The following is a 25,604-nucleotide window of genomic DNA, read 5'->3' on the forward strand; positions in this document are numbered from 1 at the left end:
GCATGGCGTGCTGCAGCAGATCATGCCCACGGACGCCAGTAGACCAGCAGCGCCAGGACCGCACAGTGCGTCGCCACCAGCGACCAGAACGCGATCTGATAGCTCCGCTTTCGGTTCTTGTGACGCAGACTGCGTTGCGCGATCAGCGCCCCGGGCCAGCCGCCGAGGAATTCCAGCAGGTGCAGCGTCTGTTCCGGTGTGCGCCATGCGTTGGATCCGGCTGCACGTTTGTCCAGGGCGTACGCGGTCCAGGTCACGCCGCTCATCGCCAGCACGCCGATCACGCCCCAGTCCGGCACGCGATGGGACCAAGCCAGCCACGCAAGAACCAGCCCGTAGGCGACCAGGATGCACCAGCCCGGCCAGCCTCCATGCCAGGCCTGAGGCGCGGTGGCTGCCGCGCGCTGCCTGGCCGATGCGCTCGGGGGGACGACGCGGCGAACCCGCTTCGCTGCAGGTTGCCCGTCGCGGCCCTGGCCCTGCGTATAGCGCAGCCATTCGCCCACTTCCGGCCTGCGCCCCTGCTGCTGGTAGTCGCGGATGTGGAAGAACAGCTTCGGCCCGTCCACTGGCTGGATGAAGCCGTAGCCGCGCGCGTCGTGCCACTCGGTCACCTTGCCCAGCCGCTCGCCGTCGCGCATCCGCCCGCTCCTTCAGAGCAGCACCAGGGTGGCCAGGCCAAGAAAGCTCATGAAGCCCATCACGTCGGTGAGGGTGGTCAGGATCACGCTGCCGGCCAGCGCCGGGTCGAAGCCCATGCGCTTGAGCGCCAGCGGCACGGCCACGCCGCCGGCCGCGGCGGTCAGCAGGTTGAGCGTCAGCGCGGTGCCGATCACCAGCGACAGGCCAGGCTGGCGGAACCACACCAGCACGATCAGCCCCAGCAGCGTGCCCAGCCCCAGCCCGTTGATCAGCGCCACGCCCAGCTCCTTGCGCAGCAGCACGTAAACGTTGGAGGCGCCGATCTGTCCCAGCGCCAGGCCGCGCACCATCAGCGCCAGCACCTGGGTGCCGGCGTTGCCGCCCATGCCGGCCACGATCGGCATCAGCGCGGCCAGCGCGACGATCTTGGCGATGGTGCCTTCGAACTGGCTGACCACCGAGGAGGCGATGAAGGCCGTGCCCAGGTTGATGCCCAGCCACAGCATGCGCCGGCGGAAGGCGCGCCGGATCGGCGAGAACAGGTCCTCGTCCTCGTCCAGGCCGGCCGCGCTCATGGCCTGGTGCTCGGCCTGGTCGCGGATGATGTCGACCACGTCGTCGATGGTGATGCGGCCCATCAGGATGTTGTTGTCGTCCACCACCGGCGCCGAGACCCAGTCGTGGTCGGAGAACTTGCGCGCGACTTCCTCCGAGCGCTCCTCCACGTCGATGGCCGGCTGCTCGTCGTCGATCAGGCGGTTGATCGGCGTGGACGGCTCGTGGGTGACCAGCGCGGCCAGCGGCACGCGGCCCAGGTACTGGTGCTTCTTGCTGACCACGAACAGGTAGTCGGTGTGGTCGGGCAGCTCGCCGCGCAGGCGCAGATAGCGCAGCACCACCTCGATGTTGACGTCGGCCCGCACCGTGACCACGTCGGGATTCATCAGGCGGCCGGCGCTGTCCTCGGGGTAGGACAGCACCTGCTCCAGGCGCTCGCGGTTCTCGCGGTCCATCGACTTGAGGACCTCGTCGATGACCGTGTCGGGCAGGTCCTCGACCAGATCGGCCAGGTCGTCGATGTCCAGGTCCTCGACCGCCGCGACGATTTCGTCGGGGTCCATCTCGGCCAGCAGGCTTTCGCGCACTTCCTCGCCGACGTGGACCAGCACTTCGCCATCGTCCTCCGGATCGACCAGGCCCCAGACCACCTCGCGCTTGCCGGGCGGCAGCGACTCGAGCAAGTTGCCGATCTCGGCCGGCGAGAGCGTGTTGACCAGGCGCCGCACCGGCCCCAGACGACCGCTGTCCAGCGCATCGGAAAGCAGGCGCAGCTGGCGTGCGGTCTTGTCGTGGCGGACGGCTTCTGCCATGCGCATGGCCCCTGTGCGGTCGGTGGAAGCACCGCCTCGCCGATGGACGATGCGCTGCAGGTCAGGTGTTCATCGCGGCATTATCGCTTTTAAGCCGTGAGTGCGTGAAGAGCATGGAGGCATAGGCGAAGCACCGGCCTGCCCTCACGTCTCGTTGTTCGCTCCCGCCTTCGCCAGCCAGCGCTCGATGCCGCTGCGGTCGCGTGCCTTGAGCAGGGCGGGGGCGGCCTTGAGCAGCGCGCCGCGGTCGTGGCCGCGGATGGTGCGGCGCAGTTCGAGCATGTGCGAGGGATGCAGGCTGAAGTGTTCCAGCCCCAGGGCCAGCAGGATCGGCGCCATCGCCGGGTCGCCGGCGATCTCGCCGCACACCGCGACCTGCTTGCCGTGGCGGCGGCCGGCGCGCAGCACGCCGTCGAGCAGATGCAGCAGCGCCGGGCGCAGCGGCGAGTACAGCTCGCCCAGCGCATCGTTGTTGCGGTCGGCCGCCAGCAGGTACTGCACCAGGTCGTTGGTGCCGATGGAGAGGAAATCGACCAGGTCGATGAAGTGCTCCACGCAGATCGCCGCCGACGGCACCTCGATCATCGCGCCGATCTGCACCTGCGCCGCGATCTCGTGGCCTTCCTTGACCAGCTGCCGGGCCAGGCGTTTGAGGCGCTTGCGCACGTCGAGCAGTTCTTCGCGGATGGCCACCATCGGCACCAGCACGCGCACCGGGCCGTAGCCGGAGGCGCGCAGGATGGCGCGCAGCTGGGTGTCGAACACCTCGCCATGCGCGCGCGAGAGGCGCACGCCGCGCAGGCCCAGCGCCGGGTTGGCCTCGCCGCGCAGGGCCAGGCCGGTGCGGTCGGCCTTGTCCGCGCCCAGGTCCAGGGTGCGGATGGTCACCGGCCGCCCGCTCATGCCCAGCACCACGTCGCGATAGGTGTGGAACTGTTCTTCCTCGCTGGGCAGCTCGGCACGCTGCAGGAACAGGAATTCGGTGCGGTATAGCCCGATCCCGGCCGCGCCCAGCGCATGGGCCTGGGCCACGTCCTCGCGCGATTCGGCGTTGGCGTGCAGCGCGATGTCCAGACCGTCGCGCGTGCGGGTAGGCTTGCTGCGCAGGCGGCCGAGCTCGCGCTGCTCGCGCTTGAGGTCTTTCAGGCGCTGGCGGAACTCGCGCAGGTCCGCGGCGGAGGGTTCGACCACCACCTCGCCGGTCTCGCCATCGACGATCAGCGCATCGCCGTCGTTGATCTTGGCCAGCGCCGCGCTGCAGCCCACCACCAGCGGCATGTGCAGGCTGCGCGCCAGGATGGCGCTGTGCGAGAGCGGGCTGCCGGTGGAGGTGACCACCGCCACCACGCCCTGGGCCTGCAGCTGCGCCAGTTCGGAAGGGGCGACCGTATCGCTGACCAGGATCTCGCCGGCCAGGCCTTCCGGATCGATGGCGCGGCTGTGCAGATGGGCATGGATGCGCCCGATCACATGGTCAAGATCGTCCATGCGGCTTTTCAGGTAGGCGTCGTCCATGTCGCGGAACACGGCCGCCAGGCGGTCGCGCTGCAGGCGCAGGGCGTAGTCGGCGCCGTAGCGGCCCTTGCGGATCAGGTCGTCCAGCCCCTGCAGCAGCTCCGGATCGTCCAGCAGCAGGGCGTGCAGGTCGAGAAACTCGCCGACCTCGCGCGCCAGCGCGCCGTGCAGGCGCGTGCGCAGCTCGCGCATTTCCGCCCGCGCCGCGTCGATGGCGCCGTGCAGGCGGGCCAGCTCCTCATCGACCTCGCGCGCGCGGATGCGCTGCTCGGCCACGTCCAGCGCGTGCGGCAGGCGCACGCGCGCGCGACCCAGGGCACTGCCGCGCGAAGCCCCGTGGCCCGGCAGCAGTTTCCTCATCAGGCGTCCTCGTCGAAGCGCCGTTCGAACAGGTCGACGATGGCCTGCATGCACGCGGCCTCGTCCTCGCCGTCGGTGCGCACGGTGACCTGGGTGCCCTTGCCGGCGGCCAGCAGCATCACGCCCATGATGCTCTTGGCGTTGACCTGGCGCCCCTTGGCGGCCAGGGTCACGTGGCTGCGGAAAGGCGAGACCACCTGGACCAGCTTGGCCGTGGCGCGCGCATGCAGCCCTAAGGCGTTGGAGACGGTGAGTTCGCGCTCAAGCATCGTCGAGGATGGCTCCATTTCGTGAGCCGGCCGCCGCGGTGGCCGGGAGTTCGTCCAGTCCCTGTTCGGGGTAATTCATCACCCGCAGCAGCATCGGCAGGCTCAGCGCCGAGACGCGCCGTACCGGCGTGCCCAGGCGCGCCACGCGGGCGGCCAGGTTGCTGGGCGAGCCGCCGTACACGTCGGTCAGCACCAGCACGCCTTCGCCGCCGTCCACGCGCCGCAGCGCGGCCGAGGCCTGCGGCAGCAGCGCGTCCAGGTCCGCGTCGAACGGCACCTCAAAGGCCTCGGCCTTCAACGGCAGGTTGCGCAGCATGCCGCCGGCCACCGCCAGGAGCGAGGGGCCGATGCCGGGATGGGTGATGAGCAGGACGCCACAGGTCATGGTGACAACATTAACAGGCTGATGCCGCGCGCATCGACCTGGGATCACGGTTTTCTCCGTCCCGCGATGCGCCGCAGCACGCACTGGCACGCGTTTAGCGAGTCAGTCCAGTTCGCGATGGAAGGTGGCGACCTGGTCCCAGCCCTGGGTGCGGGCGTGTTCGGCCAGTCGCTCGGTGAGGAAGACCGAGCGGTGCTTGCCGCCGGTGCAGCCGAAGGCCACGGTCACGTAGCTGCGCGTCTCCCCGCGCAGGCGCGGCAGCCAGGTGTCCAGGAATTCGCTGACCTGCTGCACATAGCGCTGCACGTCGTCCTGCGCCTCGAGGTATTCGCGCACCGGGGCGTCGCGGCCGGTCAGCGGGCGCAGCTCGGGCTGCCAGTGCGGATTGGGCAGCACGCGCGCGTCGAACACGAAGTCCGCATCGGCCGGCACGCCGCGGCGGTAGGCGAAGGATTCGAACAGCAGCGAGGGCGCGTCGCGGCTGTCGAAGGCGAATTCGCCGACCACGCGGCGGCGCAGCTGGTGCACGTTGAGCTGGCTGGTGTCGATCACCAGGTCCGCCTCCAGCCGCAGCGGCTGGGTGACCTGGCGCTCGCGCGCGATCGCCTCGGGCAGCGACAGGCCGGTATGGCTCAGCGGGTGGCGCCGGCGCGTGTCCGAGTAGCGGCGCAGCAGCACCGCGTCCTCCGAGTCGAAGAACACCAGCTTGGCGTCCAGCCCCAGCCGTCCCACCGCCGCGCGCCACAGCGAGAGCCTGGACAGATCGCTGTGGCGGTTGCGCACGTCGATGCCCACGGCGACCTTCTGCGGCAGCACGTCCTCGCGCATCAGGCTGCGGATGAAGTCCGGCAGCAGCTCGATGGGCAGGTTGTCCACGCAGTAGTAGTCCAGGTCCTCCAGCGTCTTGAGCGCCACCGATTTGCCCGAGCCGGACAGGCCGCTGACGATCAGCACGAACGGTGCCTGCGTCGCCTCGGCGGGCTTGCCGCCCTCGTCGGTCGGGGCCTGACTCATGGCGTGCTGCGCTCCAGCAGGTTGCTGTGGCGGGCGATGAACATCGCCGCCGGGTCGATGCCCTTAGTGCGCAGGATGTGCAGGCGCGTGGCCGCCTCGGTCAGCACCGCCAGGTTGCGGCCGGGCATCACCGGCAGGGTGATCAGCGGCACGTCCAGGTCCAGCACGTGGCGCGCGCCCGAGTCGCCGGTCAGGCGGTCGTAGCCGTGCACGCCGGGCTCGGTCATCGGCCGGGTCAGGTGCACGATCAGGCGCAGGTACTTGTTCTTCTTCACCGAGGTGTCGCCGAACATGTCGCGCACGTTGAGTACGCCCAGCCCGCGCACTTCCAGCAGGTCCTGCAGCAGCTCCGGGCAGGTGCCGTCGAGCACGTCCGGGGCGATCTGGGTGAACTCGGGCGCATCGTCGGCCACCAGGCGATGGCCGCGGGTCAGCAGTTCCAGCGCCAGCTCGCTCTTGCCCGAACCGGCCTCGCCGGTGATCAGCACGCCGATGGAATAGATCTCCATGAACACGCCGTGCAGCGTCACCCGCGGCGCCAGCGTGCGCGCCATGTGGTAGGACAGGAAGTTGAGCAGCTCATGGCCGCGGCGCGGCGAGACCCACAGCGGGGTCTCGGTCTCCTCGGCGGTGGCGCGCAGGTCCTCGGGGCAGGACTGGTTCTTGCTGATCACCAGCGCCAGCGGCCGGTCGGCCATCATCTTCTCGATGGTCTCCCAGCGCTGGCGCGAATCCAGCCCGTCCAGCCAGGCCAGCTCCTCGGTGCCCAGGATCTGCACCTTGTTGGGATAGATCGCATTGAGGTAGCCGGCCAGCGAGGGCCGGCGCTTGACCTTGCCGGCGGTGTCGATCTGGCGCTTGCCGCCGGCCCGCCCGGCGATCCAGCGCAGGCCTAGCTTGTCCTTCATCTGCTCGAACAGCTCGCTGGCGGTGATGCTGGAATTCATGGCGTCGGGGAAAGCGGCATCGAAGCGCGATGATACGACGTGCCGGTGACACATCCACGCGCGCGGCCGCGCGTCGCGGCGCCATAACGCAGACGGCGGCCGAAGGGCCGCCGTCTGGTGAGGATGCATCGTGGCCGGGACAGGCTCAGTCGGCGTTCTCGCCGCGGCCGCGCTGGCGGTCGATCTGCTTGCGCTTGTGCTTGAGCACCAGCCGGTCCAGCTTGTCGGCCAGGATGTCGATGGCCGCGTACATGGTCTCGGCGCCGGCGTCGGCGTGCAGCGTGCGGCCGGAGAAGTTGATCGTGGCTTCGGCCACGTAGTCGGGCTTGGAGAACCCCAGTTGCGTGCGGCATTCGAGCGGCTGGTCGAAATGTCGTTCAAGGCGCTTGAGTTTCGTCTCGACGTAGTCACGCAGTGCGGGGGTGACTTCCATCGACTGGCCGTATGTCTCGATTCGCATCGCATTGTCTCCTGCAGTGGTTGTTGCGTCGGTTGTTGGGACAAACCGGGCGGGCGTGGGGTTCCTTGCTGCTCCTGTGGTTGGCGGGGTTGGGTTCAAGTTCGCACCGGTCGGCCCGGTGTTCAAGCTGGCAGGTGGCAGGTGAACCTGCCGCCAATCGCAAGGATCAGCCCATCCGCACGCGCTCGTGCGAGGACAGGATGTCCATGGCCTCACGATACTTGGCCACCGTGCGCCTGGCCACCGGCACGCCTGACGATTTCAACAGGTCGGCCAGCTTGGCGTCGGACAGCGGCTTGCGCGGGTTTTCGGCCTCGATCAGCTTGCGGATCATCGACTGGATGGCGGTGCTGGAGGCCTCCCCGCCGCCCTCGGTGCTCACCCCCGAGGCGAAGAACGCGCGCAGGGGCAGGGTGCCGCGCGGGGTGCGCACGTACTTGCGGGCGATGGCGCGCGAGACGGTGGATTCGTGCAGGCCGACCTCGCCGGCGACCTCGCGCAGGGTCAGCGGGCGCAGGGCGGCCTCGCCGAATTCCAGGAAGCCGGCCTGCTGGTGGATCAGGCAGCGGGTGACCTTGAGCAGGGTGTCGCCGCGGGCCTCCAGGCTCTTGAGCAGCCAGCGCGCCTCCTGCAGGTGGCCGCGCAGATAGCCGGCATCCGACTCGCTGCACTGGCGGATCATCGACTCGTAGCCGCGATGGATGGACACCCGCGGAAGATGCTGGCTGGCCAGGGCCGCGCGCCAGATGCCCTTCTGGCGCCAGACCACGCAGTCGGGCACCACATAGGTGTCCTGGCTGAGTTCGCCGATCTGCACGCCCGGCTTGGGATCCAGCGAGCGCAGCAGCGCCACGGCGTCCTCGACCTCGGCCTGGGGGCGCTTGAGCTCGCTGGCCAGGCCGGCCACGCCGCTGCGAGGCAGCTTCTCCAGCAGGGCGCCCTGGGCGATGGTCAGCGCCAGCGCACGCCCGGGCGTGTCGGCCGACAGCACGTCCAGCTGCAGGCACAGGCACTCGCCCAGCGAGCGTGCGCCGACCCCGACCGGATCGAAGCGCTGCAGCTGGCACAGCACGGCCTGGATCTCGTCCTCGCCGGCGACGACCTCCGGCCGCAGGGTTTGGGCGATCTCGGCCAGCTCGGTGCGCAGGTAGCCGTCGTCATCGATGGCGTCGATCACCGCCGCGCCGATGCGCCGGTCGCGCAGGGACAGCTGCGACAGATGCAGCTGCCACAGCAGATGGTCCTGCAGGCTGTCGGTCTGGGCCATGCGCTCGGCCGCGCTGCCGAAGTTGTCGTCGTCGTCGAACGACCCGCCGGACCCGCCGCCGCCCTCGTTGCTCCAGGGATTCTCATCGGCCTGCCAGTCCTCGCGCTCGCGCTGGCGCTCCTCGGGCGGCTCGTCGGCCGGGGCCTGGTCGGCGTGGTCGACGCTGCCGGCCATGGGGTCGGGGCCGTCCTCGGCCCAGTCCAGCAGGGGATTGGTCTCCACCGCCTCGGTGATCTCGGCTTCCAGTTCGGCCGCGGACATCTGCAACAGACGGATCGCCTGACGCAGCTGCGGCGTCATGACCAGTTGCTGGCCCAGCGATGTCTGGAGGCGTGGCTTCATTCGCGAACCGTCAGGATAGCGGACCGAACGCCTGCCGCGTTCGCCACGCGCGCCTTACAGCCGGAAGGTCTCTCCCAGGTAGACGCGACGGACGTCCGCGTTGGCCAGCAGTTCGTCCGGAGCCCCCTGCGCCAGCACGCTGCCTTCGGCGAGGATATACGCCCGGTCGCAGATTCCCAAGGTTTCGCGGACGTTGTGGTCGGTGATCAGCACGCCGATGCCGCGGTCCTTGAGGTGGGTGATGATGCGCTGGATCTCGCCGACCGAGATCGGGTCCACGCCGGCGAAGGGCTCGTCCAGCAGCATCAGACGCGGCTTGGCGGCCAGGGCGCGGGCGATTTCCACGCGGCGGCGCTCGCCGCCGGACAGGCTGGCGCCAAACTGGTCGGCGACATGGCTGATCTGCAGCTCTTCCAGCAGCGAGGCCAGCTCGCGCTCGGCGCCGTCGCTGTCCAGGTCCTCGCGCAGCTCCAGCACCAGGCGGATGTTGTCGGCCACGGTCAGCTTGCGGAACACGGAGGGTTCCTGCGGCAGATAGCCCACGCCGAGCTTGGCGCGGCGGTACATCGGCTCGCTGGTGATGTCCTGGCCGTCCAGCACGATGTTGCCGGCGTCGGCCGAGACCAGTCCCACGATCATGTAGAAGCAGGTCGTCTTGCCGGCGCCGTTGGGGCCGAGCAGGCCGACCACCTCGCCCTGGTCGAGGGTCAGGCCGAATTCGCGCACCACCTCGCGCTGCTTGTAGCGCTTGCGCAGTCCCTGGGCCGACAGCATTACTTGGTCCCCGGCTTGGCGGGAGCGGGCGCGGCGCCCGCGGCGGGGGCCTTGTTTTTGGGCTGGATCACGGTGCGCACGCGGTTGCCGTCGCCGCCGCTCTGCATGTTGCCGGTCACGGTGTTGTAGACCATCTTCTCGCCCGCGTTGGTGCCACGGGGGGAGGTGATCTTGTAGTTGCCGGTCAGGGTGATGATGTTGTTGGTGATGTCGTAGTCGATCCGGTCGGCGGTGGCGTCGATGGGCGTGCCGTCATCGTTGATCTGGTGCAGCGTGGGCTGCTTGGTCTTGGTGCCGGTGAACACGCCGCGCGAGACTTCGCCGGCCTTGCGGTAGATCAGGCCCTTGTCGGCATGCACTTCCAGGGTGCCCTGCACGATGACCACGTTGCCGGTCAGCGTGCTGACGCCGTCGTCGGCGAAGCTGATGTCGTTGGTATCCGAGTCAATGGTCATCGGCTGGTCGCGGTCGGATTTCTTGGCCAGTGCGCCTCCCGCCACCACCAGCAGGCAGGCGGCCGCCAGCGCGGCCAGGCCAGTCTTATTGCGCGGATTTGGGCACATAGCGTGTTTTCACCTTGGACTTGAACTGGAATTGTTGGGTCTGTGAGTTGATGACGAAACCGGTGCCCTGCATGATCGCGCCGGGCTGGGTGAGCGTGGCCGGCTGGTCGGTGCTGGCGATGTGCTGATCGGGGAAGACATCGAGCCGGCTGGTGGTAAAGGTCGAGCGGGTCGCCGCCTCGGGCGGGCTGTTGCCGATCACATCCCCGGTCAGCACCGCCTTCTCGCCCTTGGCCGCCACCCAGGCGCTCTTGCTGCGCAGCTCCCAGTGGTGCCCGTCCTTGTCGGGCATCAGGAACAGCGGGGTGGTGATGCTGAAGGTCTCATCGCTGGCGGTGCGGTGCATCTCCGGGGCGCGCAAAGTCACGCCCTCGGTCCCGTCCTTGTTGAGGGTGACCATCTCGAAGTCGTGCATGATGTAGTCCGACTGCGCGGCCGGGCCACTGGTGTGCGGCTTCTTGCGATTGTTCCAGGCCGACCAGCCGAACAGCAGCAGCGCCACCAGCAGCGCCAGTCCCAGCCCCATGCGCCAGTTCATGCGGCGCCCTCCTGCAGCAGGCGTTCGACATGCCCTTGCGCGGCCAGCACCAGGTCGCAGGCCTGGCGCGCGGCGCCATGGCCGCCGCCGGCCGGGGTCGTCCAGTGCGCCAGCGGCGCCACCCAGGGATGGGCATTGGCCGGCGCCACCGCCAGCCCGACCCGGCGCAGCGTGGTCAGGTCGGCCAGGTCGTCGCCCATGAACAGGACCTGCTCCAGCGCCAGGCCGCGCTCGGCGCACAGCCGCTCGACCAGGCCCAGCTTGTCCTTGACACCCTGGTGCACGCCGATGCCCAGCTCGCGCGCGCGGTGCTCCACCACCTGGCCGCTGCGCGCGGTGACCAGCATCACCTCGATGCCATGCCTGCGCAACAGCACCAGGCCTAGCCCGTCCTGCACGTGGAAGGTCTTGCCTTCACGGCCCTCGGCATCCAGGAACAGCCCGCCGTCGGTCAGCGTGCCGTCGACGTCGAAGCAGGCCAGGCGCACGCGCGCGGCGCGTTGCAGCAGGGCGTCGGTGACGTGGGGCAGGTGGGCATGGGCGGTCAAAACGTGGCGGTCCTTCATGAATAGGCGCAGGTGGCGTGGTTCTTACACCACGCGTGCACGCAACAGGTCGTGAACATTGAGCGCGCCGATCACGCGCTGGTCGGCGTCGACCACGATCAGGCCGCTGCCGATGTTGCGGGTTTCCAGCAGGCGCGCGGCCTCGGTGGCCAGCGCCTGCGGCCCGATGGTGACGGGGTGACGGGTCATCAGGCTGGCGATGGGCGTGGTGTGGATGTCCAGCCCGGCATTGTCCAGGGCGCGGCGCAGATCGCCGTCGGTGAAGATGCCGCGCAGCACGCGCTGGTCGTCCACCACGGCGGTCATGCCCAGCCGCTTGCGGCTCATCTCCACCAGCGCCTGGGCCAGGGTGGCGTCCTGGGACACGGTCGGCACGTCCTCGTCGGTGTGCATGACATCGCTGATGTGCACCAGCAGGCGCCGGCCCAGGCTGCCGGCCGGATGCGAGCGGGCGAAGTCCTCCGAGGTGAAGCCGCGCGCCTCCAGCAGGGCCACGGCCAGCGCGTCGCCCATGGCCAGGGTGGCGGTGGTGCTGGAGGTCGGCGCCAGGTGCAGCGGGCAGGCCTCGGCCGGGACGCTGACATCCAGGTGCAGGTCGGCCTGGCGGGCCAGGGTCGAGGCCGGGCGCCCGGTCATGGCGATCACCAGGGTTGCCCTGGCGGCGCAGCACCGGCAGCAGCATCAGGATCTCGTCGGACTCGCCGGAGTAGGAAATGGCCAGCACGATGTCCGCGTCGGTGATCATCCCCAGGTCGCCGTGACCGGCCTCGCTGGGGTGGACGAAGAAGGCCGGCGTGCCGGTGGAGGCCAGGGTCGCGGCGATCTTGCGCGCGATATGCCCCGACTTGCCCATGCCCATGGCCACCACGCGCCCGGCGCCGGCCAGCACCAGCCGGCAGGCGGCCGAGAACGGGCCGTCGATGCGCTGGGCCAGCGCGGTCAGCGCGTCGGCCTCGATCTGCACCGCGCGACGGCCACTGGCGGCCAGGGCGGCATCGTCGACGGGAACGCTGTGCTGCGCGGTGGAAGGCATCGGGGGCGATGGCCTGGGCTTAGAATGGTCGGCCATTTTAGGAGGAAAGGCCGTTGGACGCCGAAACCATCCGTGAACTCATCCAGACGGGCCTGCCCGGCGCCCAGGCGCGCGTGCAGGGCGATGACGGCGTGCATTTCGAGGCCACCGTGGTCTGCGAGGCGTTCAAGGGCAAGCTGCCGCTGGCGCGCCACCGCATGGTCTACGCCACCCTGGGCGACCTGATGGGCGGCGCGATCCACGCCCTGCAACTCAAGACCGTCACCCCCGACGAAGCCGCCTAAGCGCGGTCGCGTTCCCTTTCGGACATCCCCAAGCTCCATGCAGAAGATCATCGTCACCGGTGGCGCGCCGCTCAACGGCGAAGTCACCATCTCCGGCGCCAAGAACGCCGTGCTGCCCATCCTGTGCGCCACGCTGCTGGCCGACGCGCCGGTGGAGATCACCAACGTCCCCAACCTGCACGATGTGGCCACCACGGTGAAGCTGCTGAGCGGCATCGGCGCCGGGGTCGAGATCGACGAGGGCGGCGACGGCGCGGGGCGCCGCATCACCATCGACCCGAGCACCGTGGACCGCTTCGTGGCTCCCTACGAGCTGGTGCGCACCATGCGTGCCTCGATCCTGGTGCTGGGCCCGCTGGTGGCGCGCCACGGCGCGGCGGTGGTGTCGCTGCCGGGCGGCTGCGCCATCGGTTCGCGTCCGGTCGATCAGCACATCAAGGGCCTGCAGGCGCTCGGCGCGCATATCACCGTCGAGAACGGCTACATCAAGGCGCGCGCGGCGCGGCTGAAGGGCACGCGCTTCGTGTTCGACATGGTCACCGTCACCGGCACCGAGAACGTCATGGCCGCCGCCACGCTGGCCGAAGGCACCACGGTGCTGGAGAACGCGGCGATGGAGCCGGAGGTCACCGACCTGGCCGACTGCCTCAATGCGCTGGGCGCGCGGATCGAAGGCGCGGGCACCTCGCGCATCGTCATCCATGGCGTCGAGCGCCTCGGCGGCGGTCGCCACGCCGTGGTGCCGGACCGCATCGAGACCGGCACCTTCCTGGTCGCCGCGGCGATGACCGGCGGCAGGATCACCGCGCGCAGCGCGCGTCCGGACACGCTGGAGGCGGTGCTGGACAAGCTCACCGAGGCCGGGGCGCACATCGAGACCACGGCCGACACGATCACCCTGGACATGCAGGGCAAGCGGCCCAGGGCGGTCGATCTGACCACCGCGCCGTACCCGGCGTTCCCGACCGACATGCAGGCCCAGTTCATGGCGCTCAACTGCGTGGCCGAGGGCGTGGGCGTGATCAACGAGACGATCTTCGAAAACCGCTTCATGCACGTCAACGAGCTGCTGCGCCTGGGCGCGGACATCCGCGTGGAAGGCCACACCGCCATCGTGCGCGGCGCCGCCCAGCTGTCCGGCGCCCCGGTCATGGCCACCGACCTGCGCGCCTCGGCCTCGCTGATCCTGGCCGGCCTGGTGGCCAGCGGCGAGACCACGATCGACCGCATTTACCACCTGGACCGCGGCTACGAGAACATCGAAGGCAAGCTCGGCGCGCTGGGCGCCACCATCAGGCGCGCGTCATGACGATGATCAAGCGCCGCACCGGAACGCCGGTGTTCTCGCGTCGGCGCCGCGCGCTGCTGACGCTGGTGGGGATCGCGCTGCTGGCGGTGGCGTGGATGGCCTGGATTGGCGCGGCCGGTCTGAGCGGCATCTCCAGCAAGGACATGGACTGGGACGGCAACGGCCATGTCACTGGCCAGGAGATCGCCCAGTCCTATTACGCGGTCGTCGCGGAGAAGACCACCGAAGGCAATCGCACCTGCACCACCTACAAGTGGCGCAGCAGCGGCACGCAGATCCGCGTCGAATGCCGCACCGAGCTGCATCCGGCGCAAGCGGGCGAGACGAAGAAGTAGGCGGCACGCCTGGCATCGCGCAGATGCCGCCGGCTTTAGTCGTTCCAAAAAAAATGCGGGCGCCGCCACAAGGGCGGCTCCCGCTCTACAAGGAGGCTGCGCTCGATCTGAGAGACAGCTGCTCCCACGGGTTCGCTAGGAACTCCCGCTTCGGATCAGTTGAACGAGGTCAAGGTCAGGTCGTAGGAGTCCTGACCGTTCTCCCGCTGCAGCATGCGCGCCGGCACCGGCATGTCCGGCACCACCCATACGATCATCTGCTTCTTGCCCTCGGTCTGGCTGACCTTGGTCGCGGTGACCTGCTTGCCGGCGATGTTGATGGTGTCCTTGCCGGTGACTTGGTAGCTCATCGGCGTGGCCTTGCCGTTCTCCAGCATGCGGTAGTTGAGCGTCTGCTTGCCGGCGTGCACGTCGCGCACGATGGCCAGGTTCACCAGCAGCGCGTCCATGTCGCCGGGCTCCAGCGCGACCGGGCCGCGGCGGTTGTCCTTGATGTCGCCGCTCCAGGTGGCCTGCTTGCTGCCCCAGTCGTAGGCGGTCTTCACCTGCTTGCTCTTGACCAGCACCAGCGAGGCGTCGCTGGAGGACAGCGGACGGAACTGGCCGTCCTTCTCCTCGAAGGTGGTGGACTGGGTCAGGTTGACCAACTGGTTGCGCACGTTCAGGTCGTACTTCCACTTGCCGGCGCCCTGGGCGGCCAGGGTCATCTGGCCGTTGCCCTGCATGCCCATGGCACTGGCCTGGTAGGTGGCGTTGAACGGCTGCAGGGCCAGGGCCGGCGCCGCGGCCAGGGCGAGCACGGCGATGGCGGCCAGCGCCTTGAGCGGGCGGATCGGGTTGGATGTCATGTCATTGCACTCCCTGGTAATCGATGAGGCGCAGGTCGATGGCGTCCTCGCCATCGTCGCGTTGCAGCATGCGCACGGGGGTGGGCACGCCGGAGGCGACCCAGAAAATCTGTTCGCGGTCGCCGCCGTTGGTGCGGGCCACGCGCATGGCGTCGTAGCTGAGTTCGCCGACCTGCACGATCTCGGTCTGCGGGGCGACCGCGTACTGGTACTGGCGCGCGCGGCCGTTGTCGACCACGCGGTAGTCCAGCGCCGCGCCCGGCTTGGCGTCGCGCATGATCGCCAGGTCCAGCAGCAGCGAGCTCATGTCGCCGGCCTTCAGCGGAACCGGCGCGCGCCGGTCCTTGTCGACCTTGCCTTCCCATTGCGCGGTATTGCTGCGCCAGTCGTAGCTGCCGGTCTGCTGCTTGTCGCCGAACACGGCCTTGCGCACCGTGCTCTGGCTCAGCGGCCGCAGCAGGATGCCGGCACCGGTGTCGGTGACGTCGAACACCGTGCTCTGCTGGATGTTCAGGCGCAGCAGGCTGGCCACGCCGCGCTCGCCGCGGATCTCCAGGTCCAGCCGCCACTGGTTGCCCTCGCGGTGCACGACCTGCAGGGTGGCATCGCCGGCGCGCTTGCCCTTGTACCAGGCCTCGTAGGTGGCGGTGAACGGCGCCAGCGTCCAGGGCTGGGGGGCGTCCTGCGCGGTGCTGTCGGCAGCCGCTGGCGCGGCGGGCGGTGTTGCGTTGGGCGTCGCCGGCGCCTGCTGGGCCTGGGTTGCGGGCACGGCACAGGCGAGCAGCAGGATGCCGGTCAGCAGGATGGTCTTCACGGGGTCGCTTCGGGGTGGGGCATGCGCCGTTCGAGGGAATCTAGTGTCAGCGGCGTAAATCGCGGCTGACCATCGACGTAGGTCGTGCCATCACGTTCAGACAGGCGCCCGGCCACCGCGAGGCGCAGCACCGCGGGCAGCAGGCGGTGTTCGAGTGCCAGCACGCGCGAGGCGAGGGTCTCGGGCGTGTCGCCGGCTTCGACGGGCAGGCGCGCCTGGGCGATCAGGCTGCCGGCGTCCAGTTCGGGAATGACGAAATGCACGCTGCAGCCGTGCTCGGCGTCGCCGGCGGCCAGCGTCGCGGCATGGGTGTGCAGGCCGCGGTGACGCGGCAGCAGGGAGGGGTGGATGTTGAGCATGCGCCCGGCGAAGCGCGCGATCAGCGCCTCGCCCAGGATGCGCATATAGCCGGCGCACACGATCCAGTCGGCGCCGGAGGCGGCCAGGGCGTCGCCCAGCGCCTGTTCGTAGGCCTGGCGGCTCTCGAAACTGGACGGCCTGGCCGACCAGCGCAGCTCCGGCGGCACGCGCATCAGCGCGCCGGCCTGCGGGCGGTCGGAGAAGACGCCCACCAGGCGCGCGTCCAGCCGACCTTGCGCGATCGCGTCGAGGATCGCCTGCAGGTTGCTGCCGCGCCCGGAGGCCAGCACCGCGATGCGGGGCAGGGTCATGCGCGGCGCCCGGAGCGAGGGCAGGGCAAGCGCCGGGCCGTCAGCCGATCCGCACGCGCTCGCCGGCGCCGGCGGCCACCACCTGGCCGATGCGCCAGTGGCCGATGCCGGCCTGGTCCAGGCTGGTCTCCAGCGCCGCGGCGCTGGCCGGATCGGCGATCAGCACGAAGCCGATGCCGCAGTTGAAGGTGCGCCACATCTCCGCGTCGGCCACCGCGCCGGCCTGCTGCAGCCACTGGAACAGCGGCGGCAGCGGCCAAGCGCTCGCGTCGATGTCCAGGCCCAGGCCGTCGGGCACGACGCGGATGATGTTCTCGGTCAGGCCGCCGCCGGTGATGTGGGCCATGGCGTGGATGGGCTTGCCCGCGCCTGCGCCGTGGCTGCGCAGCAGCGCCAGCACCGGCTTGACGTACAGGGTGGTCGGCGCCATCAGCGCATCGATCAGCGGCACGCCGCCGATGTCCAGCTCGGCCGGGCGACCGGCGCGGTCGTAGATGCGGCGGATCAGCGAATAGCCGTTGGAGTGCGCGCCCGAGGACGCCAGGCCGATCAGCACGTCGCCTTCGCCCACGGCGCTGCCGTCGAGCATCTCGGCCTTCTCGACCGCGCCGACGGTGAAGCCGGCCAGGTCGTATTCGCCCGGGGCGTACATGTCGGGCATCTCCGCGGTCTCGCCGCCGATCAGCGCGCAACCAGACAGTTCGCAGCCCTTGGCGATGCCGCCGACCACGGCCACGGTGGTGTCCACGTCCAGCTTGCCGGTGGCGAAGTAGTCCAGGAAGAACAGCGGCTCGGCGCCCTGTACCAGCACGTCGTTGACGCACATGCCGACCAGGTCGATGCCGATGGTGTCGTGGCGGCCGAGCTCCTGGGCCAGCTTGAGCTTGGTGCCGACGCCGTCCGTGCCCGAGACCAGCACCGGCTCGCGGTACTTGCCGGACAGGTCGAACAGGGCGCCGAAGCCGCCCAGGCCGCCCATCACCTCGGGCCGGAAGCTGCGCTTGACCAGGGGCTTGATCCGTTCGACCACGGCGTTGCCGGCGTCGATGTCCACCCCCGCGTCGCGGTAGGTCATGGGCGTGGCGGCGGGCGGGTTGGGCTGGGTCACAAGGCGGCCGGATCTGAGGGAGGCGGGGGGCGCATTTTAAGGGAAGTGCGTCCCTCGGCGTGCGCGGCGTGAACGGGGCGTGCTGGCGGTGGCGGGCCGTTCGGGCAACAATCCGCACGATTCGCTGTTGACTTTAGGACGCTCGATGCGCCGTTTGCACGCCCTGGCCGCTGCTGCCGCCCTTCTCTTTTCCTGTGCACTGCCTGCCGTCGCGCAGGACGCGCTGCGCACCGAGGGCGATGTCGCCAAGGCCCAGGGCCTGTACGAGGCCGAGGTCACCGTGCCCAGCCAGAGCGAGGGCGACCGCAACGGCGGCCTGGCGCGCGCGCTCGGGCAGGTGCTGGGCAAGGTCAGCGGCGACCGCAACGCCGCCACGCGCCCCGGTGTGGCTGCCGAGCTGCGCAACGCCAAGAATTATCTGGACAGCTACGACTACCGCCAGGACCAGGGCACCTCGGCCACCGGCGCGCCGTCCTTCCGCACCACCCTGATCGCCCGCTTCGACCCGCAGAAGGTCGACGTGCTGGCCAGCGTGCTCGGCCTGCCGGTCTGGCCGCAGCCGCGCGCCAAGCCGGTGCTGTGGCTGGCCATCGACGACGGCTCGGGCCCGCGCCTGGTCGGCGTGCAGCAGTCCGGCGCGGCGCGCTCGGTGCTGGACCGCGCCGTGGACCGCGGCTACCGCCTGGGCCTGCCGCAGGGCACCGCGGCCGAGGCCGCGCTGGCCGCGGCGATCTGGCGCGGCGACACGGCGGCGGTGGCGAGCGCCTCGGCCCGCTATGCCCCGCCGATGCAGCTGATCGGCAAGCTCTACCGCGGCAAGTCCGGCTGGGTCGCCGACTGGACCTTCGTGGACAGCGGCAAGGTGCTGGCGACCTCGTCCAGCGACAACGCCGACGCCCGCCAGGCCATGGCCACCGGCGCCGACGTGGCCGCCGATGCGCTGGTCAAGCGTTACGCCAAGCAGGCCGTCGGCGGTCAGCCGGGCACCTACCGGATCCTCGTCAGCGGCATCCGCAGCGCCGAGGACTACGTGCGCCTGTCGGCGGCGCTGCAGCAGACCGCCGTGGTGCGCCGGATCGCGCCGGTGCGCGCACAGGGCGATGTGCTTGAGCTGGACCTGGATCTGCTCAGTGGCGTCGAAGGCCTGCAGCGCATGCTCGGCCAGGATGGCCCGCTGGTCGGCGGCGACGGCAATCCGCCGCAGTTCTACCTCAAGTGACCCGCGCGCTGACGCCCAGGACGGTGCACCCATGATCATCGAGGACCCGCTGCAGGTCATCGCCCAGTTCCTGCGCCGCCTGCAATGGGCGGCGCTGGCGGCCGCCCTGGTGTGGCTGCTGTGGATTCTCTCGCCGGTGCTGACCCCGTTTGCCTGCGCGGCGATCCTGGGCTGGATGGGCGATCCGCTGGTGGACCGGCTGGAGGCGCGCGGCTGGTCGCGCGGGATCTCGGTCACGGTGGTGTTCTTCGTGATGCTGCTGGCCATCACCGTGGTGCTGTTGCTGCTGGTGCCGACGATCCAGGACCAGATCTCGATCCTGGTGCGGTCGCTGCCGCGCTATCAGCAGTGGTTCTACCAGGTGGCCCTGCCGTGGATCGAGGGCCGCTTCAACGTGCGCGTGGCCGAATACCTGGACTTCACCCACATCTGGGGGCTGCTGCGCAGCAACTGGGAGCGGGCCGGCGGGGTGGCCTACACCCTGTGGGGCTATGTGTCCCGCTCGGGCTTCGCGCTGTTCGGCTGGATGGCCAACCTGGTGCTGATCCCGGTCATCGCCTTCTTCTTCCTGCGCGACTGGGACCTGATCGTCGGCCGCGTGGCGGCGATGGTGCCGCGCAACCAGATCGGCGTGGTCAGCCGGCTGGCGGGCGAGTCCAGCGAGGTGCTGGGCGGCTTCCTCAAAGGCCAGCTGCTGGTGATGATCATCCTGGGCGTGCTCTACGGCGCCGGGCTGTGGGCGGTGGGCCTGGACCTTGGCATCCTGATCGGCCTGATCGCCGGCCTGCTGACCTTCGTGCCATATCTGGGGCCGACCAGCGGCGTGGCGATGGGCCTGATCGCCGCGCTGATGCAGTACGGCGACGTCAAGCATCTGGTGCTGGTGTCGGTGGTATTCGCGGTGGGGCAGGTGATCGAGAGCTATGTGCTGACGCCCAAGCTGGTCGGCGATCGCATCGGCCTGCACCCGGTGGCGGTGATCTTCGCCGTGCTGGCCTGCGGCCAGCTGTTCGGCTTCCTGGGCATGCTGCTGGCGTTGCCGATCGCCGCGGTGGCCAATGTGCTGCTGCGCTATGCGCACGAGCGCTATACCCACAGCCAGCTCTATGCCGGCGGGCAGCCGACCATCCTGCTCGATCCACAGCGCACGCCGGTCGAAGGCCTGCATCCGCCGCAGGATCCCTCCTCGCCATGAGCGTGCCGCAGTTGCCGCTGGCGCTGCGGACCCCGTCTGATCAGCGCTTCGAAAGCTTCCTCGGCGCGCCGGCCGGCGCGCTGGCGCAGCTGCAGGCCCTGGCGCGCGCGCCGGAGGCCGACTGGCTCTACGTCGCGGCCGCGCACGGCGCCGGCAAGACCCACCTGGCCCTGGCGGCCTGCGCGGCGGCCGGCGAGAGCGGGCGCGAGGCCGCGTATCTGCCACTGAAGGCGGCGGCCGGCCATCTGCAGCAGGCGCTCGACGGCCTGGAGCGCCATGCCCTGGTGGCGCTGGACGGCCTGGAGGCCATCGCCGGCGATCGCGCCGATGAGATCGCGCTGTTCGACTTCCACAATCGCGCGCGTGCCGCCGGCATCGGCCTGCTCTACACCGCCGCCGATGTGCCCGATGCGATCGGCCTGGTCCTGCCCGATCTGCGCTCGCGTCTGGCGCAATGCGCGCGCATCGTGCTGCGCCCGCTGGATGACGCCGGGCGCGCGGCGCTGCTGCGCGATCGCGCGGCCCGGCGCGGGCTGGTGCTGGAAGACGCGGCGGTGGACTGGATGCTCACCCGCACCGTGCGCGAACCGGCGCAGCTGGTCGATCTGATCGAACGTCTGGATCGTGCCTCGCTGGCGGCCAAGCGGCGGGTGACCGTGCCGTTCCTGCGGCAGGTGCTGGCGGAGGAGTAGGGCCTGCGGTCGCGCTTGGCCTGGAGCACATCTGTGGGCGCAACTGTCTGCTCCGATCACGTCGCGGCCTCCTTGTAGAGCGGAGCTTGTGGCAATCCCCTTTGGGGACTCCGCTGCGTTTCGTCCAGACCATCGGGAAAGCCCCAGCGGAGCAAGCTCCGCTCTATAGGTGGGGCCGCCGTTGTGGCCATTGGCCAATGGCGGCGATGGGCGCTACTTCGAAAGCTCCATCGCCGTTGTGGCGGCTCCCAAACCCTCGGCGCGCAGCTGCGCGTCCAGGTCGGCCAGGCGTTGCGGCGTGCCGACGTCGGTCCAGCGTCCGGCATGGTGCTGGCCGGTGACCGCGTCGCGCGCCATCGCCGCGCGCAGCAGCGGCGCCAGCGGGAAGCGGGGCGGCTGTGCGTCCGGTCCGGGATCGGGGTCGGCCGCTTCGAACGCCGCGCGCCAGTCGCGCAGGATCTCGGGACGATACACGCCGATGCCCGAATAGGTGAAGTTCTGCGCATCGTCGCGGCGCGGCTGCAGGCGATGCCCGTCGCTGAAGCAGAAATCGCCGCGCGGATGGTGCGGCGGGTTGTCGATCATCACCAGATGCGCGTCGCCGGCCGGCGCGCGCGGCAGCGTGGCGAAGTCCAGGTCGGTCCATACATCGCCATTGACCGCCAGGAACGGCGCCTCGCCCAGCAGCGGCAGCGCGTGCAGCATGCCGCCGCCGGTCTCCAGCGGGACCGGGCCCTCGTGCGAGAAGGCGATGCGCACGCCGAAGGCGCTGCCATCGCCCAGCGCGCGCGGGAACTGGTCGGCCAGCCAGCTGAGGTTGATGACGACGTCGGTCACGCCGATCGCGGCCAGCTTGCGCAGATGCCAGACGACCAGCGGCGCGCCGCCCACCTCGAGCAGCGGTTTGGGTGTGTGGTCGGTCAGCGGCCGCATGCGCTCACCCAGCCCGGCGCAGAAGATCAGCGCCTTCATGCGCTGCGCGCCGCCAGGGCCGGGCGTATGCGCTGGTCCAACAACTGCTGCAGCGACTGCAGCTGCGGATGGCGCGGCAGCACCTGGTCCAGATAGGCGATGAAGCGCGGCAGGTCGGGCAGGTACTGCGACTTGCCATCGCGGTAGTGCAGGCGACAGAAGATGCCTAGAATCTTCAGGTGGCGCTGGATGCCCATCCAGTCGGCATCGCGCAGGAAGGTCTGCGCCGAGGCCGGCACCGGCACGCCGGCCTGCAGCGCCCGCGCGTGGTAGCGCAGCAGCCAGCCGTCCACGCGTTCGAGCGGCCAGCTCAGGAAGGCGTCCTTGAACAGGCTCACCGCGTCGTAGGCGACCGGCCCGCGTACGCAGTCCTGGAAATCCAGCACCGCCGGGCCCGGCAGCACCGGCATCAGATTGCGCGGCATGAAGTCGCGATGGGTCAGCACCTTGTGTTGGCCCAAAGCGTTGTCCATCAGGCGGCGCTGGACCAGTTCCAGGCCGTCGCTGGCGTCGCAGTCCAGTTCGATCCCCAGATGCCGGCGCAGGAACCATTCCTCGAACAGCCCGGCATCGCGCTGCAGTAGCGCCTCGCCGAACACGCCCGTGCCTTCCGGCGGTGCGATCGCCTGCAGCGTCAGCAGCTGGTCGAAGGCGGCGTCGAACCAGGCATCGGCCTGCGCCGGGTCGCGCGACAGCAGCTGCGCCAGGGTCGGCTGGCCGAGGTCTTCCAGCAGCAGGAAGCCGGCGTCCACATCGCGCGCCAGGATCCTCGGTACGCGCACGCCGCCGTCTTCCAGCAGCGCGTGCCAGGACAGCCACGGGCGCACGTCCTCCAGCCCGGGTGGGGAGTCCATCACGATCAGCGACTCGGCCGCGCCCTGGGTGCGCCAATAGCTGCGCTGGCCGGCGTCCACACTGGCCCGCTGCAGTAACAGAGCGGGCGCCTTCAGTGTGATGCGCGCCCAGGAAAGTCGCTGGTCCGCGCGTGCGTGTGGGCTCGAAGGCGAGGACGCCTCGTTCATGGAACGTGCCGCATTCAGGTCGGGGTGCGCAGGGTACACTGCGATCGACATCCCCCACGGAAGAGAAGCAGACGCCATGAGCAAACTGCAACCCGTCCTGTTGTCGGGCGGCTCCGGCACACGCCTGTGGCCGCTATCGCGAGAAGCCTATCCCAAGCAGTTCCTGCCGCTGGGAAACGAAAAAACAATGGTGCAGGCGACCTGGCTGCGGGTCGAACCGCTGACCTCGCTGCCGCCGCTGGTGGTGGCCAACGAAGGGCACCGGTTCCTGGTGGCCGAACAGCTGCGCGAGATCCGCGCGCCGCAGCCGCGCATCCTGCTCGAGCCGGTCGCGCGCAATACCGCGCCGGCCATCGCCGCCGCGGCGCTGTGCGCGCTGGAGGACGGGCAGGACCCGCTGCTGCTGGTGCTGCCCTCCGATCATGTGATCACCAACCCCGAAGCCTTCCGCAACGCGGTCGAGCAGGCCAGCCCGGCCGCCGAGGCCGGGGCGCTGGTGACCTTCGGCGTGGTGCCCAGCCATGCCGAGACCGGCTTCGGCTATATCCAGGCCGGCGGCGGTCAGGGCGTGCAGCCGGTGCTGCGCTTCGTCGAGAAGCCCGACGCGGACACCGCGGCCCAGTATCTGGCCGAGGGTGGCTACTATTGGAACAGCGGCATGTTCCTGTTCAAGGCCAGCCGCTATGTCGAGGAGCTGGAGAAGTTCAACCCGCAGATGGTCTCGGCGGTGCGCGAGTCGCTGGCCAAGGCCAAGCGTGACGGCGACTTCATCCGCCTGGACAAAGACGCCTTCACCGCCTCGCCATCCGATTCGATCGACTACGCGGTGATGGAGAAGACCGCCGACGCCAAGGTGCTGCCGCTGGACGTGGGCTGGAACGACGTCGGCTCGTGGTCGGCGCTGTGGGACGTGACCGAGAAGGACGCCAACGGCAATGCGGTCGAGGGCGACGTCATCACCGTGGACACGCGCAACAGCTACGTTTACGCCGAAAGCCTGGTCGCGCTGGTCGGCCTGGACGATGTGGTGGTGGTGGAGACCGACGATTCGATTCTTGTGGCCAAGAAGGACCGCGTGCAGGACGTCAAGAAGGTCGTGGCCCAGCTCAAGCACGACGAGCGCAGCCAGGCGCTCCTGCATCGCAAGGTCTATCGCCCCTGGGGTGCGTACGACTCGATCGACATGGGCGCGCGCTTCCAGGTCAAGCGCATCACCGTCAACCCAGGCGCGACGCTGAGCCTGCAGATGCATCACCACCGCGCCGAGCACTGGATCGTGGTGAGCGGCACGGCCGAGGTCACGCGCGGGGACGAGGTGATCCTGCTCACCGAGAACCAGAGCACCTACATCCCGCTGGGCGTCACCCACCGGCTGAAGAATCCCGGCCGCCTGCCGCTGGAGCTGATCGAGGTCCAGTCCGGCAGCTACCTGGGCGAGGACGACATCGTCCGCTTCGAGGACCAGTACGGCCGCACCTGAGCCGCCGCTGCGGCATAGCCAATAAGTCGAAGGCCCGCCCCACAGGCGGGCCTTCGGCGTTTATAACGTTCGACTGCCCTCGCGCTGCGCTCACGGCCCAGGCCGTCAGCATGGCCCAAGCTGTCCGGCGCCAAGGCGCGAAGGCGATCCATTCCCCCCTCATCACAGCGAGGCCCGCATGAGCGTACCGACCGCCACCACCGCCGATCCGATGGCGCAGAGCCACCACAGCCTCAAACGCTCGATCTCCAACACGCTCAAAGGCTCGGCCGGCAACCTGGTCGAGTGGTACGACGTCTACGTCTATTCGGTCTTCGCGACCTACTTCGAATCCAAGTTCTTCTCCGCCGGCGACAAGAACGCCACGCTGTACGTGTGGGCGATCTTCGCGGTGACCTTCCTGATGCGTCCGATCGGCGCCTGGTTCTTCGGCCGCTTCGCCGACCGCCACGGTCGCCGTGCCTCGCTGACGCTGTCGGTGACGCTGATGGCGATCTGTTCGTTCGGCATCGCCATCGTGCCGACCGCCGCGACCATCGGCGTGTGGGCGGCGGTGTTCCTGGTGCTGGCGCGCCTGCTGCAGGGCTTTGCCACCGGCGGTGAGTACGGGGCCAGCGCCACCTACATGTCCGAGGCCGCCGTGCCGGGGCATCGCGGCCTGTTGTCCTCGTTCCACTACGTCACCCTGGTGGGTGGCCATGTGCTGGCCCAGCTGACGCTGTTCCTGCTGCTGACCTTCTTCACCCGCGAGCACGTGGTGGAGTGGGGCTGGCGCGTGGGCTTCGCCATCGGTGGCGTGTCGGCGATCGTGGTGTTCTGGCTGCGCCGCACGATGGACGAGTCGCTGTCCAGCGCCGCCATCGAGGACGCCAAGTCCGGCGCGGCGCGCAAGTCCGGCTCGCTGCGCGAACTGTTCGTCAACCAGTGGCGCCCGCTGCTGCTGTGCTTCCTGATCACGGCGGGCGGCACGCTGGCCTTCTACACCTATTCGGTGACCGGCCCGAAGATGATCCAGACCGCCTTCGCCGGCGACGACATCATGAAGGGCACCACGCTCAACCTGGCGGCGCTGACGGTGCTGATGCTGCTGCAGCCGCTCGGCGGCTGGCTGTCCGACCGCATCGGCCGCAAGAGTCTGCTGGTGTTCTTCGGCGTGGGCAGCGTCTGCTACACCTGGTACTTGATCACCGCGCTGCCGCAGCAGACCACGTTCGGCGCGGCCTTCGCCATCCTGGTGATCGGCTTCGTGATCCTCACCGGCTATACCTCGATCAACGCGGTGGTGAAGGCCGAACTGTTCCCGACCTACATCCGCGCCCTGGGCGTGGGCCTGGGATACGCGCTGGCCAACTCGGTCTTCGGCGGCACCGCGCCGATGCTGTACCAGTGGGCCAAGGGCGCCAAGCAGATGGACGCCTTCATCATCTACGCCACGGTGGTGATGTTCATCTCGCTGCTGGTGTACATCTTCTTCCTGAAGAACAAGGGCGAGAACTGGCTCGACCACGAGTACGCGATGCACGCGCGCCACGGCAAGCGCTGATCGCGACAGACTGAGAAGAAAAAAGGAAGGCCATCCGCGAGGATGGCCTTCCTGGTTTCCAGGGCCT

The 25,604-nt window shown here is 69.5% G+C and carries 27 protein-coding genes and 1 pseudogene; 8 read left to right on the forward strand and 20 right to left on the reverse strand.

Features of this window, described 5'->3' with window-relative positions; genetic code table 11:
- Positions 1-20: 20 nt before the first annotated feature.
- From ACFJIT_RS04070 to ACFJIT_RS04135, 14 genes and pseudogenes are all read right to left on the reverse strand, one after another.
- The gene (locus ACFJIT_RS04070; protein WP_379655130.1) at positions 21-641 is read right to left on the reverse strand and encodes a DUF1294 domain-containing protein; all 621 of its coding nucleotides are present in this window, start codon (positions 639-641) and stop codon (positions 21-23) included.
- 12 nt (positions 642-653) lie between these two features.
- A complete protein-coding gene (mgtE, locus tag ACFJIT_RS04075) occupies positions 654-2,012 on the reverse strand; it encodes a magnesium transporter (protein WP_130521010.1) in 1,359 nt (452 codons plus the stop codon).
- A 144-nt stretch (positions 2,013-2,156) separates the two neighbouring features.
- Positions 2,157-3,887, reverse strand: a complete 1,731-nt coding sequence (gene ptsP, locus ACFJIT_RS04080; protein WP_130535846.1) for a phosphoenolpyruvate--protein phosphotransferase — start codon at positions 3,885-3,887, stop codon at positions 2,157-2,159.
- A complete protein-coding gene (locus ACFJIT_RS04085; protein WP_130521006.1) occupies positions 3,887-4,156 on the reverse strand; it encodes an HPr family phosphocarrier protein in 270 nt (89 codons plus the stop codon). Before ACFJIT_RS04085 ends, ptsP begins: the two co-directional genes overlap by 1 nt.
- On the reverse strand, positions 4,149-4,541 hold the full coding sequence (locus ACFJIT_RS04090; RefSeq protein ID WP_130521004.1) for a PTS sugar transporter subunit IIA: 393 nt from the start codon (positions 4,539-4,541) through the stop codon (positions 4,149-4,151). The genes ACFJIT_RS04085 and ACFJIT_RS04090 overlap by 8 nt, the downstream gene beginning before the upstream one ends.
- Positions 4,542-4,643: 102 nt before the next feature.
- Positions 4,644-5,555 carry an RNase adapter RapZ gene (rapZ, locus tag ACFJIT_RS04095; RefSeq protein WP_286574918.1) on the reverse strand — a complete coding sequence of 304 codons (912 nt, stop codon included), beginning with the start codon at positions 5,553-5,555 and terminating at the stop codon, positions 4,644-4,646.
- The gene (gene hprK / locus ACFJIT_RS04100) at positions 5,552-6,502 is read right to left on the reverse strand and encodes an HPr(Ser) kinase/phosphatase (RefSeq protein WP_130521000.1); all 951 of its coding nucleotides are present in this window, start codon (positions 6,500-6,502) and stop codon (positions 5,552-5,554) included. The genes rapZ and hprK overlap by 4 nt, the downstream gene beginning before the upstream one ends.
- A gap of 145 nt (positions 6,503-6,647) precedes the next feature.
- Entirely contained in the window at positions 6,648-6,962 is a 315-nt protein-coding gene (gene hpf, locus ACFJIT_RS04105) for a ribosome hibernation-promoting factor, HPF/YfiA family (protein ID WP_130520998.1), read from the reverse strand.
- Between the two features lie 166 nt (positions 6,963-7,128).
- The gene (locus ACFJIT_RS04110; protein WP_379655131.1) at positions 7,129-8,571 is read right to left on the reverse strand and encodes an RNA polymerase factor sigma-54; all 1,443 of its coding nucleotides are present in this window, start codon (positions 8,569-8,571) and stop codon (positions 7,129-7,131) included.
- Positions 8,572-8,625: 54 nt separating this feature from the next.
- Positions 8,626-9,345, reverse strand: a complete 720-nt coding sequence (gene lptB / locus ACFJIT_RS04115) for an LPS export ABC transporter ATP-binding protein (protein ID WP_130522985.1) — start codon at positions 9,343-9,345, stop codon at positions 8,626-8,628.
- On the reverse strand, positions 9,345-9,908 hold the full coding sequence (lptA, locus tag ACFJIT_RS04120; RefSeq protein WP_130522984.1) for a lipopolysaccharide transport periplasmic protein LptA: 564 nt from the start codon (positions 9,906-9,908) through the stop codon (positions 9,345-9,347). Before lptA ends, lptB begins: the two co-directional genes overlap by 1 nt.
- On the reverse strand, positions 9,886-10,446 hold the full coding sequence (gene lptC / locus ACFJIT_RS04125) for an LPS export ABC transporter periplasmic protein LptC (protein ID WP_130522983.1): 561 nt from the start codon (positions 10,444-10,446) through the stop codon (positions 9,886-9,888). Before lptC ends, lptA begins: the two co-directional genes overlap by 23 nt.
- Positions 10,443-10,994, reverse strand: coding sequence for a KdsC family phosphatase (locus ACFJIT_RS04130; RefSeq protein ID WP_379655132.1), 552 nt, complete (start codon positions 10,992-10,994; stop codon positions 10,443-10,445). Before ACFJIT_RS04130 ends, lptC begins: the two co-directional genes overlap by 4 nt.
- A 42-nt stretch (positions 10,995-11,036) precedes the next feature.
- Positions 11,037-12,045, reverse strand: a pseudogene (locus ACFJIT_RS04135) (KpsF/GutQ family sugar-phosphate isomerase).
- Between the two features lie 53 nt (positions 12,046-12,098).
- Between ACFJIT_RS04135 and ACFJIT_RS04140 the strand changes: the two are divergent.
- From ACFJIT_RS04140 to ACFJIT_RS04150, 3 genes are read left to right on the forward strand one after another with little or no spacing between them, the layout of a single operon-like run.
- Positions 12,099-12,329, forward strand: a complete 231-nt coding sequence (locus tag ACFJIT_RS04140; RefSeq protein WP_130520984.1) for a BolA family protein — start codon at positions 12,099-12,101, stop codon at positions 12,327-12,329.
- 37 nt (positions 12,330-12,366) lie between these two features.
- Positions 12,367-13,638 carry a UDP-N-acetylglucosamine 1-carboxyvinyltransferase gene (gene murA, locus ACFJIT_RS04145; RefSeq protein ID WP_379655133.1) on the forward strand — a complete coding sequence of 424 codons (1,272 nt, stop codon included), beginning with the start codon at positions 12,367-12,369 and terminating at the stop codon, positions 13,636-13,638.
- Positions 13,635-13,973 (forward strand): hypothetical protein, encoded by a 339-nt coding sequence (locus ACFJIT_RS04150; protein WP_379655134.1) that lies wholly within the window; start codon positions 13,635-13,637, stop codon positions 13,971-13,973. Before murA ends, ACFJIT_RS04150 begins: the two co-directional genes overlap by 4 nt.
- Positions 13,974-14,128: 155 nt before the next feature.
- Here ACFJIT_RS04150 and ACFJIT_RS04155 read toward each other — a convergent pair whose 3' ends face one another.
- From ACFJIT_RS04155 to purM, 4 genes are read right to left on the reverse strand one after another with little or no spacing between them, the layout of a single operon-like run.
- Positions 14,129-14,821, reverse strand: coding sequence for a DUF3108 domain-containing protein (locus tag ACFJIT_RS04155; protein ID WP_379655135.1), 693 nt, complete (start codon positions 14,819-14,821; stop codon positions 14,129-14,131).
- A gap of 1 nt (position 14,822) precedes the next feature.
- Positions 14,823-15,635, reverse strand: a complete 813-nt coding sequence (locus ACFJIT_RS04160; RefSeq protein WP_379655136.1) for a DUF3108 domain-containing protein — start codon at positions 15,633-15,635, stop codon at positions 14,823-14,825.
- Positions 15,632-16,306, reverse strand: coding sequence for a phosphoribosylglycinamide formyltransferase (gene purN, locus ACFJIT_RS04165; protein WP_379655137.1), 675 nt, complete (start codon positions 16,304-16,306; stop codon positions 15,632-15,634). The genes ACFJIT_RS04160 and purN overlap by 4 nt, the downstream gene beginning before the upstream one ends.
- A gap of 40 nt (positions 16,307-16,346) precedes the next feature.
- A complete protein-coding gene (gene purM / locus ACFJIT_RS04170; protein WP_130531859.1) occupies positions 16,347-17,381 on the reverse strand; it encodes a phosphoribosylformylglycinamidine cyclo-ligase in 1,035 nt (344 codons plus the stop codon).
- 178 nt (positions 17,382-17,559) lie between these two features.
- On the opposite strand from purM, the gene ACFJIT_RS04175 reads away from it, so the two are divergent.
- The 3 genes from ACFJIT_RS04175 to hda are packed head-to-tail and all read left to right on the forward strand — an operon-like array spanning position 17,560 to position 20,520.
- Complete coding sequence (locus ACFJIT_RS04175) at positions 17,560-18,633, forward strand: DUF2066 domain-containing protein (RefSeq protein WP_130535853.1); 1,074 nt, start codon at positions 17,560-17,562, stop codon at positions 18,631-18,633.
- 31 nt (positions 18,634-18,664) lie between these two features.
- Positions 18,665-19,828: an AI-2E family transporter gene (locus tag ACFJIT_RS04180; protein WP_130561784.1), complete on the forward strand. Its 1,164-nt coding sequence runs from the start codon at positions 18,665-18,667 to the stop codon at positions 19,826-19,828.
- Positions 19,825-20,520 carry a DnaA regulatory inactivator Hda gene (hda, locus tag ACFJIT_RS04185; protein ID WP_379655138.1) on the forward strand — a complete coding sequence of 232 codons (696 nt, stop codon included), beginning with the start codon at positions 19,825-19,827 and terminating at the stop codon, positions 20,518-20,520. The genes ACFJIT_RS04180 and hda overlap by 4 nt, the downstream gene beginning before the upstream one ends.
- Before the next feature lie 213 nt (positions 20,521-20,733).
- Here hda and murU read toward each other — a convergent pair whose 3' ends face one another.
- On the reverse strand, positions 20,734-21,492 hold the full coding sequence (murU, locus tag ACFJIT_RS04190; RefSeq protein ID WP_379655139.1) for an N-acetylmuramate alpha-1-phosphate uridylyltransferase MurU: 759 nt from the start codon (positions 21,490-21,492) through the stop codon (positions 20,734-20,736).
- Complete coding sequence (locus ACFJIT_RS04195) at positions 21,489-22,514, reverse strand: aminoglycoside phosphotransferase family protein (RefSeq protein ID WP_379655140.1); 1,026 nt, start codon at positions 22,512-22,514, stop codon at positions 21,489-21,491. Before ACFJIT_RS04195 ends, murU begins: the two co-directional genes overlap by 4 nt.
- Positions 22,515-22,590: 76 nt before the next feature.
- Between ACFJIT_RS04195 and ACFJIT_RS04200 the strand changes: the two genes are divergently transcribed.
- Together ACFJIT_RS04200 and ACFJIT_RS04205 are read left to right on the forward strand one after the other, a co-directional pair.
- Complete coding sequence (locus tag ACFJIT_RS04200; protein ID WP_130531757.1) at positions 22,591-23,994, forward strand: mannose-1-phosphate guanylyltransferase/mannose-6-phosphate isomerase; 1,404 nt, start codon at positions 22,591-22,593, stop codon at positions 23,992-23,994.
- A 178-nt stretch (positions 23,995-24,172) separates the two neighbouring features.
- The gene (locus ACFJIT_RS04205) at positions 24,173-25,537 is read left to right on the forward strand and encodes an MFS transporter (RefSeq protein WP_379655141.1); all 1,365 of its coding nucleotides are present in this window, start codon (positions 24,173-24,175) and stop codon (positions 25,535-25,537) included.
- Positions 25,538-25,604: the final 67 nt, after the last annotated feature.

Source organism: Pseudoxanthomonas sp. UC19_8, assembly GCF_042700505.1.
Classification (GTDB): domain Bacteria; phylum Pseudomonadota; class Gammaproteobacteria; order Xanthomonadales; family Xanthomonadaceae; genus Pseudoxanthomonas_A; species Pseudoxanthomonas_A winnipegensis.

Bases quoted from the DNA above. Each gene is read 5' to 3' on its own strand.
- ACFJIT_RS04070 (WP_379655130.1), bottom strand. From the start codon at position 641: ATGCGCGACGGCGAGCGGCTGGGCAAGGTGACCGAGTGGCACGACGCG.
- mgtE (WP_130521010.1), bottom strand. From the start codon at position 2,012: ATGGCAGAAGCCGTCCGCCACGACAAGACCGCACGCCAGCTGCGCCTG.
- ptsP (WP_130535846.1), bottom strand. From the start codon at position 3,887: ATGAGGAAACTGCTGCCGGGCCACGGGGCTTCGCGCGGCAGTGCCCTG.
- ACFJIT_RS04085 (WP_130521006.1), bottom strand. From the start codon at position 4,156: ATGCTTGAGCGCGAACTCACCGTCTCCAACGCCTTAGGGCTGCATGCG.
- ACFJIT_RS04090 (WP_130521004.1), bottom strand. From the start codon at position 4,541: ATGACCTGTGGCGTCCTGCTCATCACCCATCCCGGCATCGGCCCCTCG.
- rapZ (WP_286574918.1), bottom strand. From the start codon at position 5,555: ATGAGTCAGGCCCCGACCGACGAGGGCGGCAAGCCCGCCGAGGCGACG.
- hprK (WP_130521000.1), bottom strand. From the start codon at position 6,502: ATGAATTCCAGCATCACCGCCAGCGAGCTGTTCGAGCAGATGAAGGAC.
- hpf (WP_130520998.1), bottom strand. From the start codon at position 6,962: ATGCGAATCGAGACATACGGCCAGTCGATGGAAGTCACCCCCGCACTG.
- ACFJIT_RS04110 (WP_379655131.1), bottom strand. From the start codon at position 8,571: ATGAAGCCACGCCTCCAGACATCGCTGGGCCAGCAACTGGTCATGACG.
- lptB (WP_130522985.1), bottom strand. From the start codon at position 9,345: ATGCTGTCGGCCCAGGGACTGCGCAAGCGCTACAAGCAGCGCGAGGTG.
- lptA (WP_130522984.1), bottom strand. From the start codon at position 9,908: ATGTGCCCAAATCCGCGCAATAAGACTGGCCTGGCCGCGCTGGCGGCC.
- lptC (WP_130522983.1), bottom strand. From the start codon at position 10,446: ATGAACTGGCGCATGGGGCTGGGACTGGCGCTGCTGGTGGCGCTGCTG.
- murA (WP_379655133.1), top strand. From the start codon at position 12,367: ATGCAGAAGATCATCGTCACCGGTGGCGCGCCGCTCAACGGCGAAGTC.
- ACFJIT_RS04150 (WP_379655134.1), top strand. From the start codon at position 13,635: ATGACGATGATCAAGCGCCGCACCGGAACGCCGGTGTTCTCGCGTCGG.
- ACFJIT_RS04155 (WP_379655135.1), bottom strand. From the start codon at position 14,821: ATGACATCCAACCCGATCCGCCCGCTCAAGGCGCTGGCCGCCATCGCC.
- purN (WP_379655137.1), bottom strand. From the start codon at position 16,306: ATGACCCTGCCCCGCATCGCGGTGCTGGCCTCCGGGCGCGGCAGCAAC.
- purM (WP_130531859.1), bottom strand. From the start codon at position 17,381: ATGACCTACCGCGACGCGGGGGTGGACATCGACGCCGGCAACGCCGTG.
- ACFJIT_RS04175 (WP_130535853.1), top strand. From the start codon at position 17,560: ATGCGCCGTTTGCACGCCCTGGCCGCTGCTGCCGCCCTTCTCTTTTCC.
- ACFJIT_RS04180 (WP_130561784.1), top strand. From the start codon at position 18,665: ATGATCATCGAGGACCCGCTGCAGGTCATCGCCCAGTTCCTGCGCCGC.
- hda (WP_379655138.1), top strand. From the start codon at position 19,825: ATGAGCGTGCCGCAGTTGCCGCTGGCGCTGCGGACCCCGTCTGATCAG.
- murU (WP_379655139.1), bottom strand. From the start codon at position 21,492: ATGAAGGCGCTGATCTTCTGCGCCGGGCTGGGTGAGCGCATGCGGCCG.
- ACFJIT_RS04195 (WP_379655140.1), bottom strand. From the start codon at position 22,514: ATGAACGAGGCGTCCTCGCCTTCGAGCCCACACGCACGCGCGGACCAG.
- ACFJIT_RS04200 (WP_130531757.1), top strand. From the start codon at position 22,591: ATGAGCAAACTGCAACCCGTCCTGTTGTCGGGCGGCTCCGGCACACGC.
- ACFJIT_RS04205 (WP_379655141.1), top strand. From the start codon at position 24,173: ATGAGCGTACCGACCGCCACCACCGCCGATCCGATGGCGCAGAGCCAC.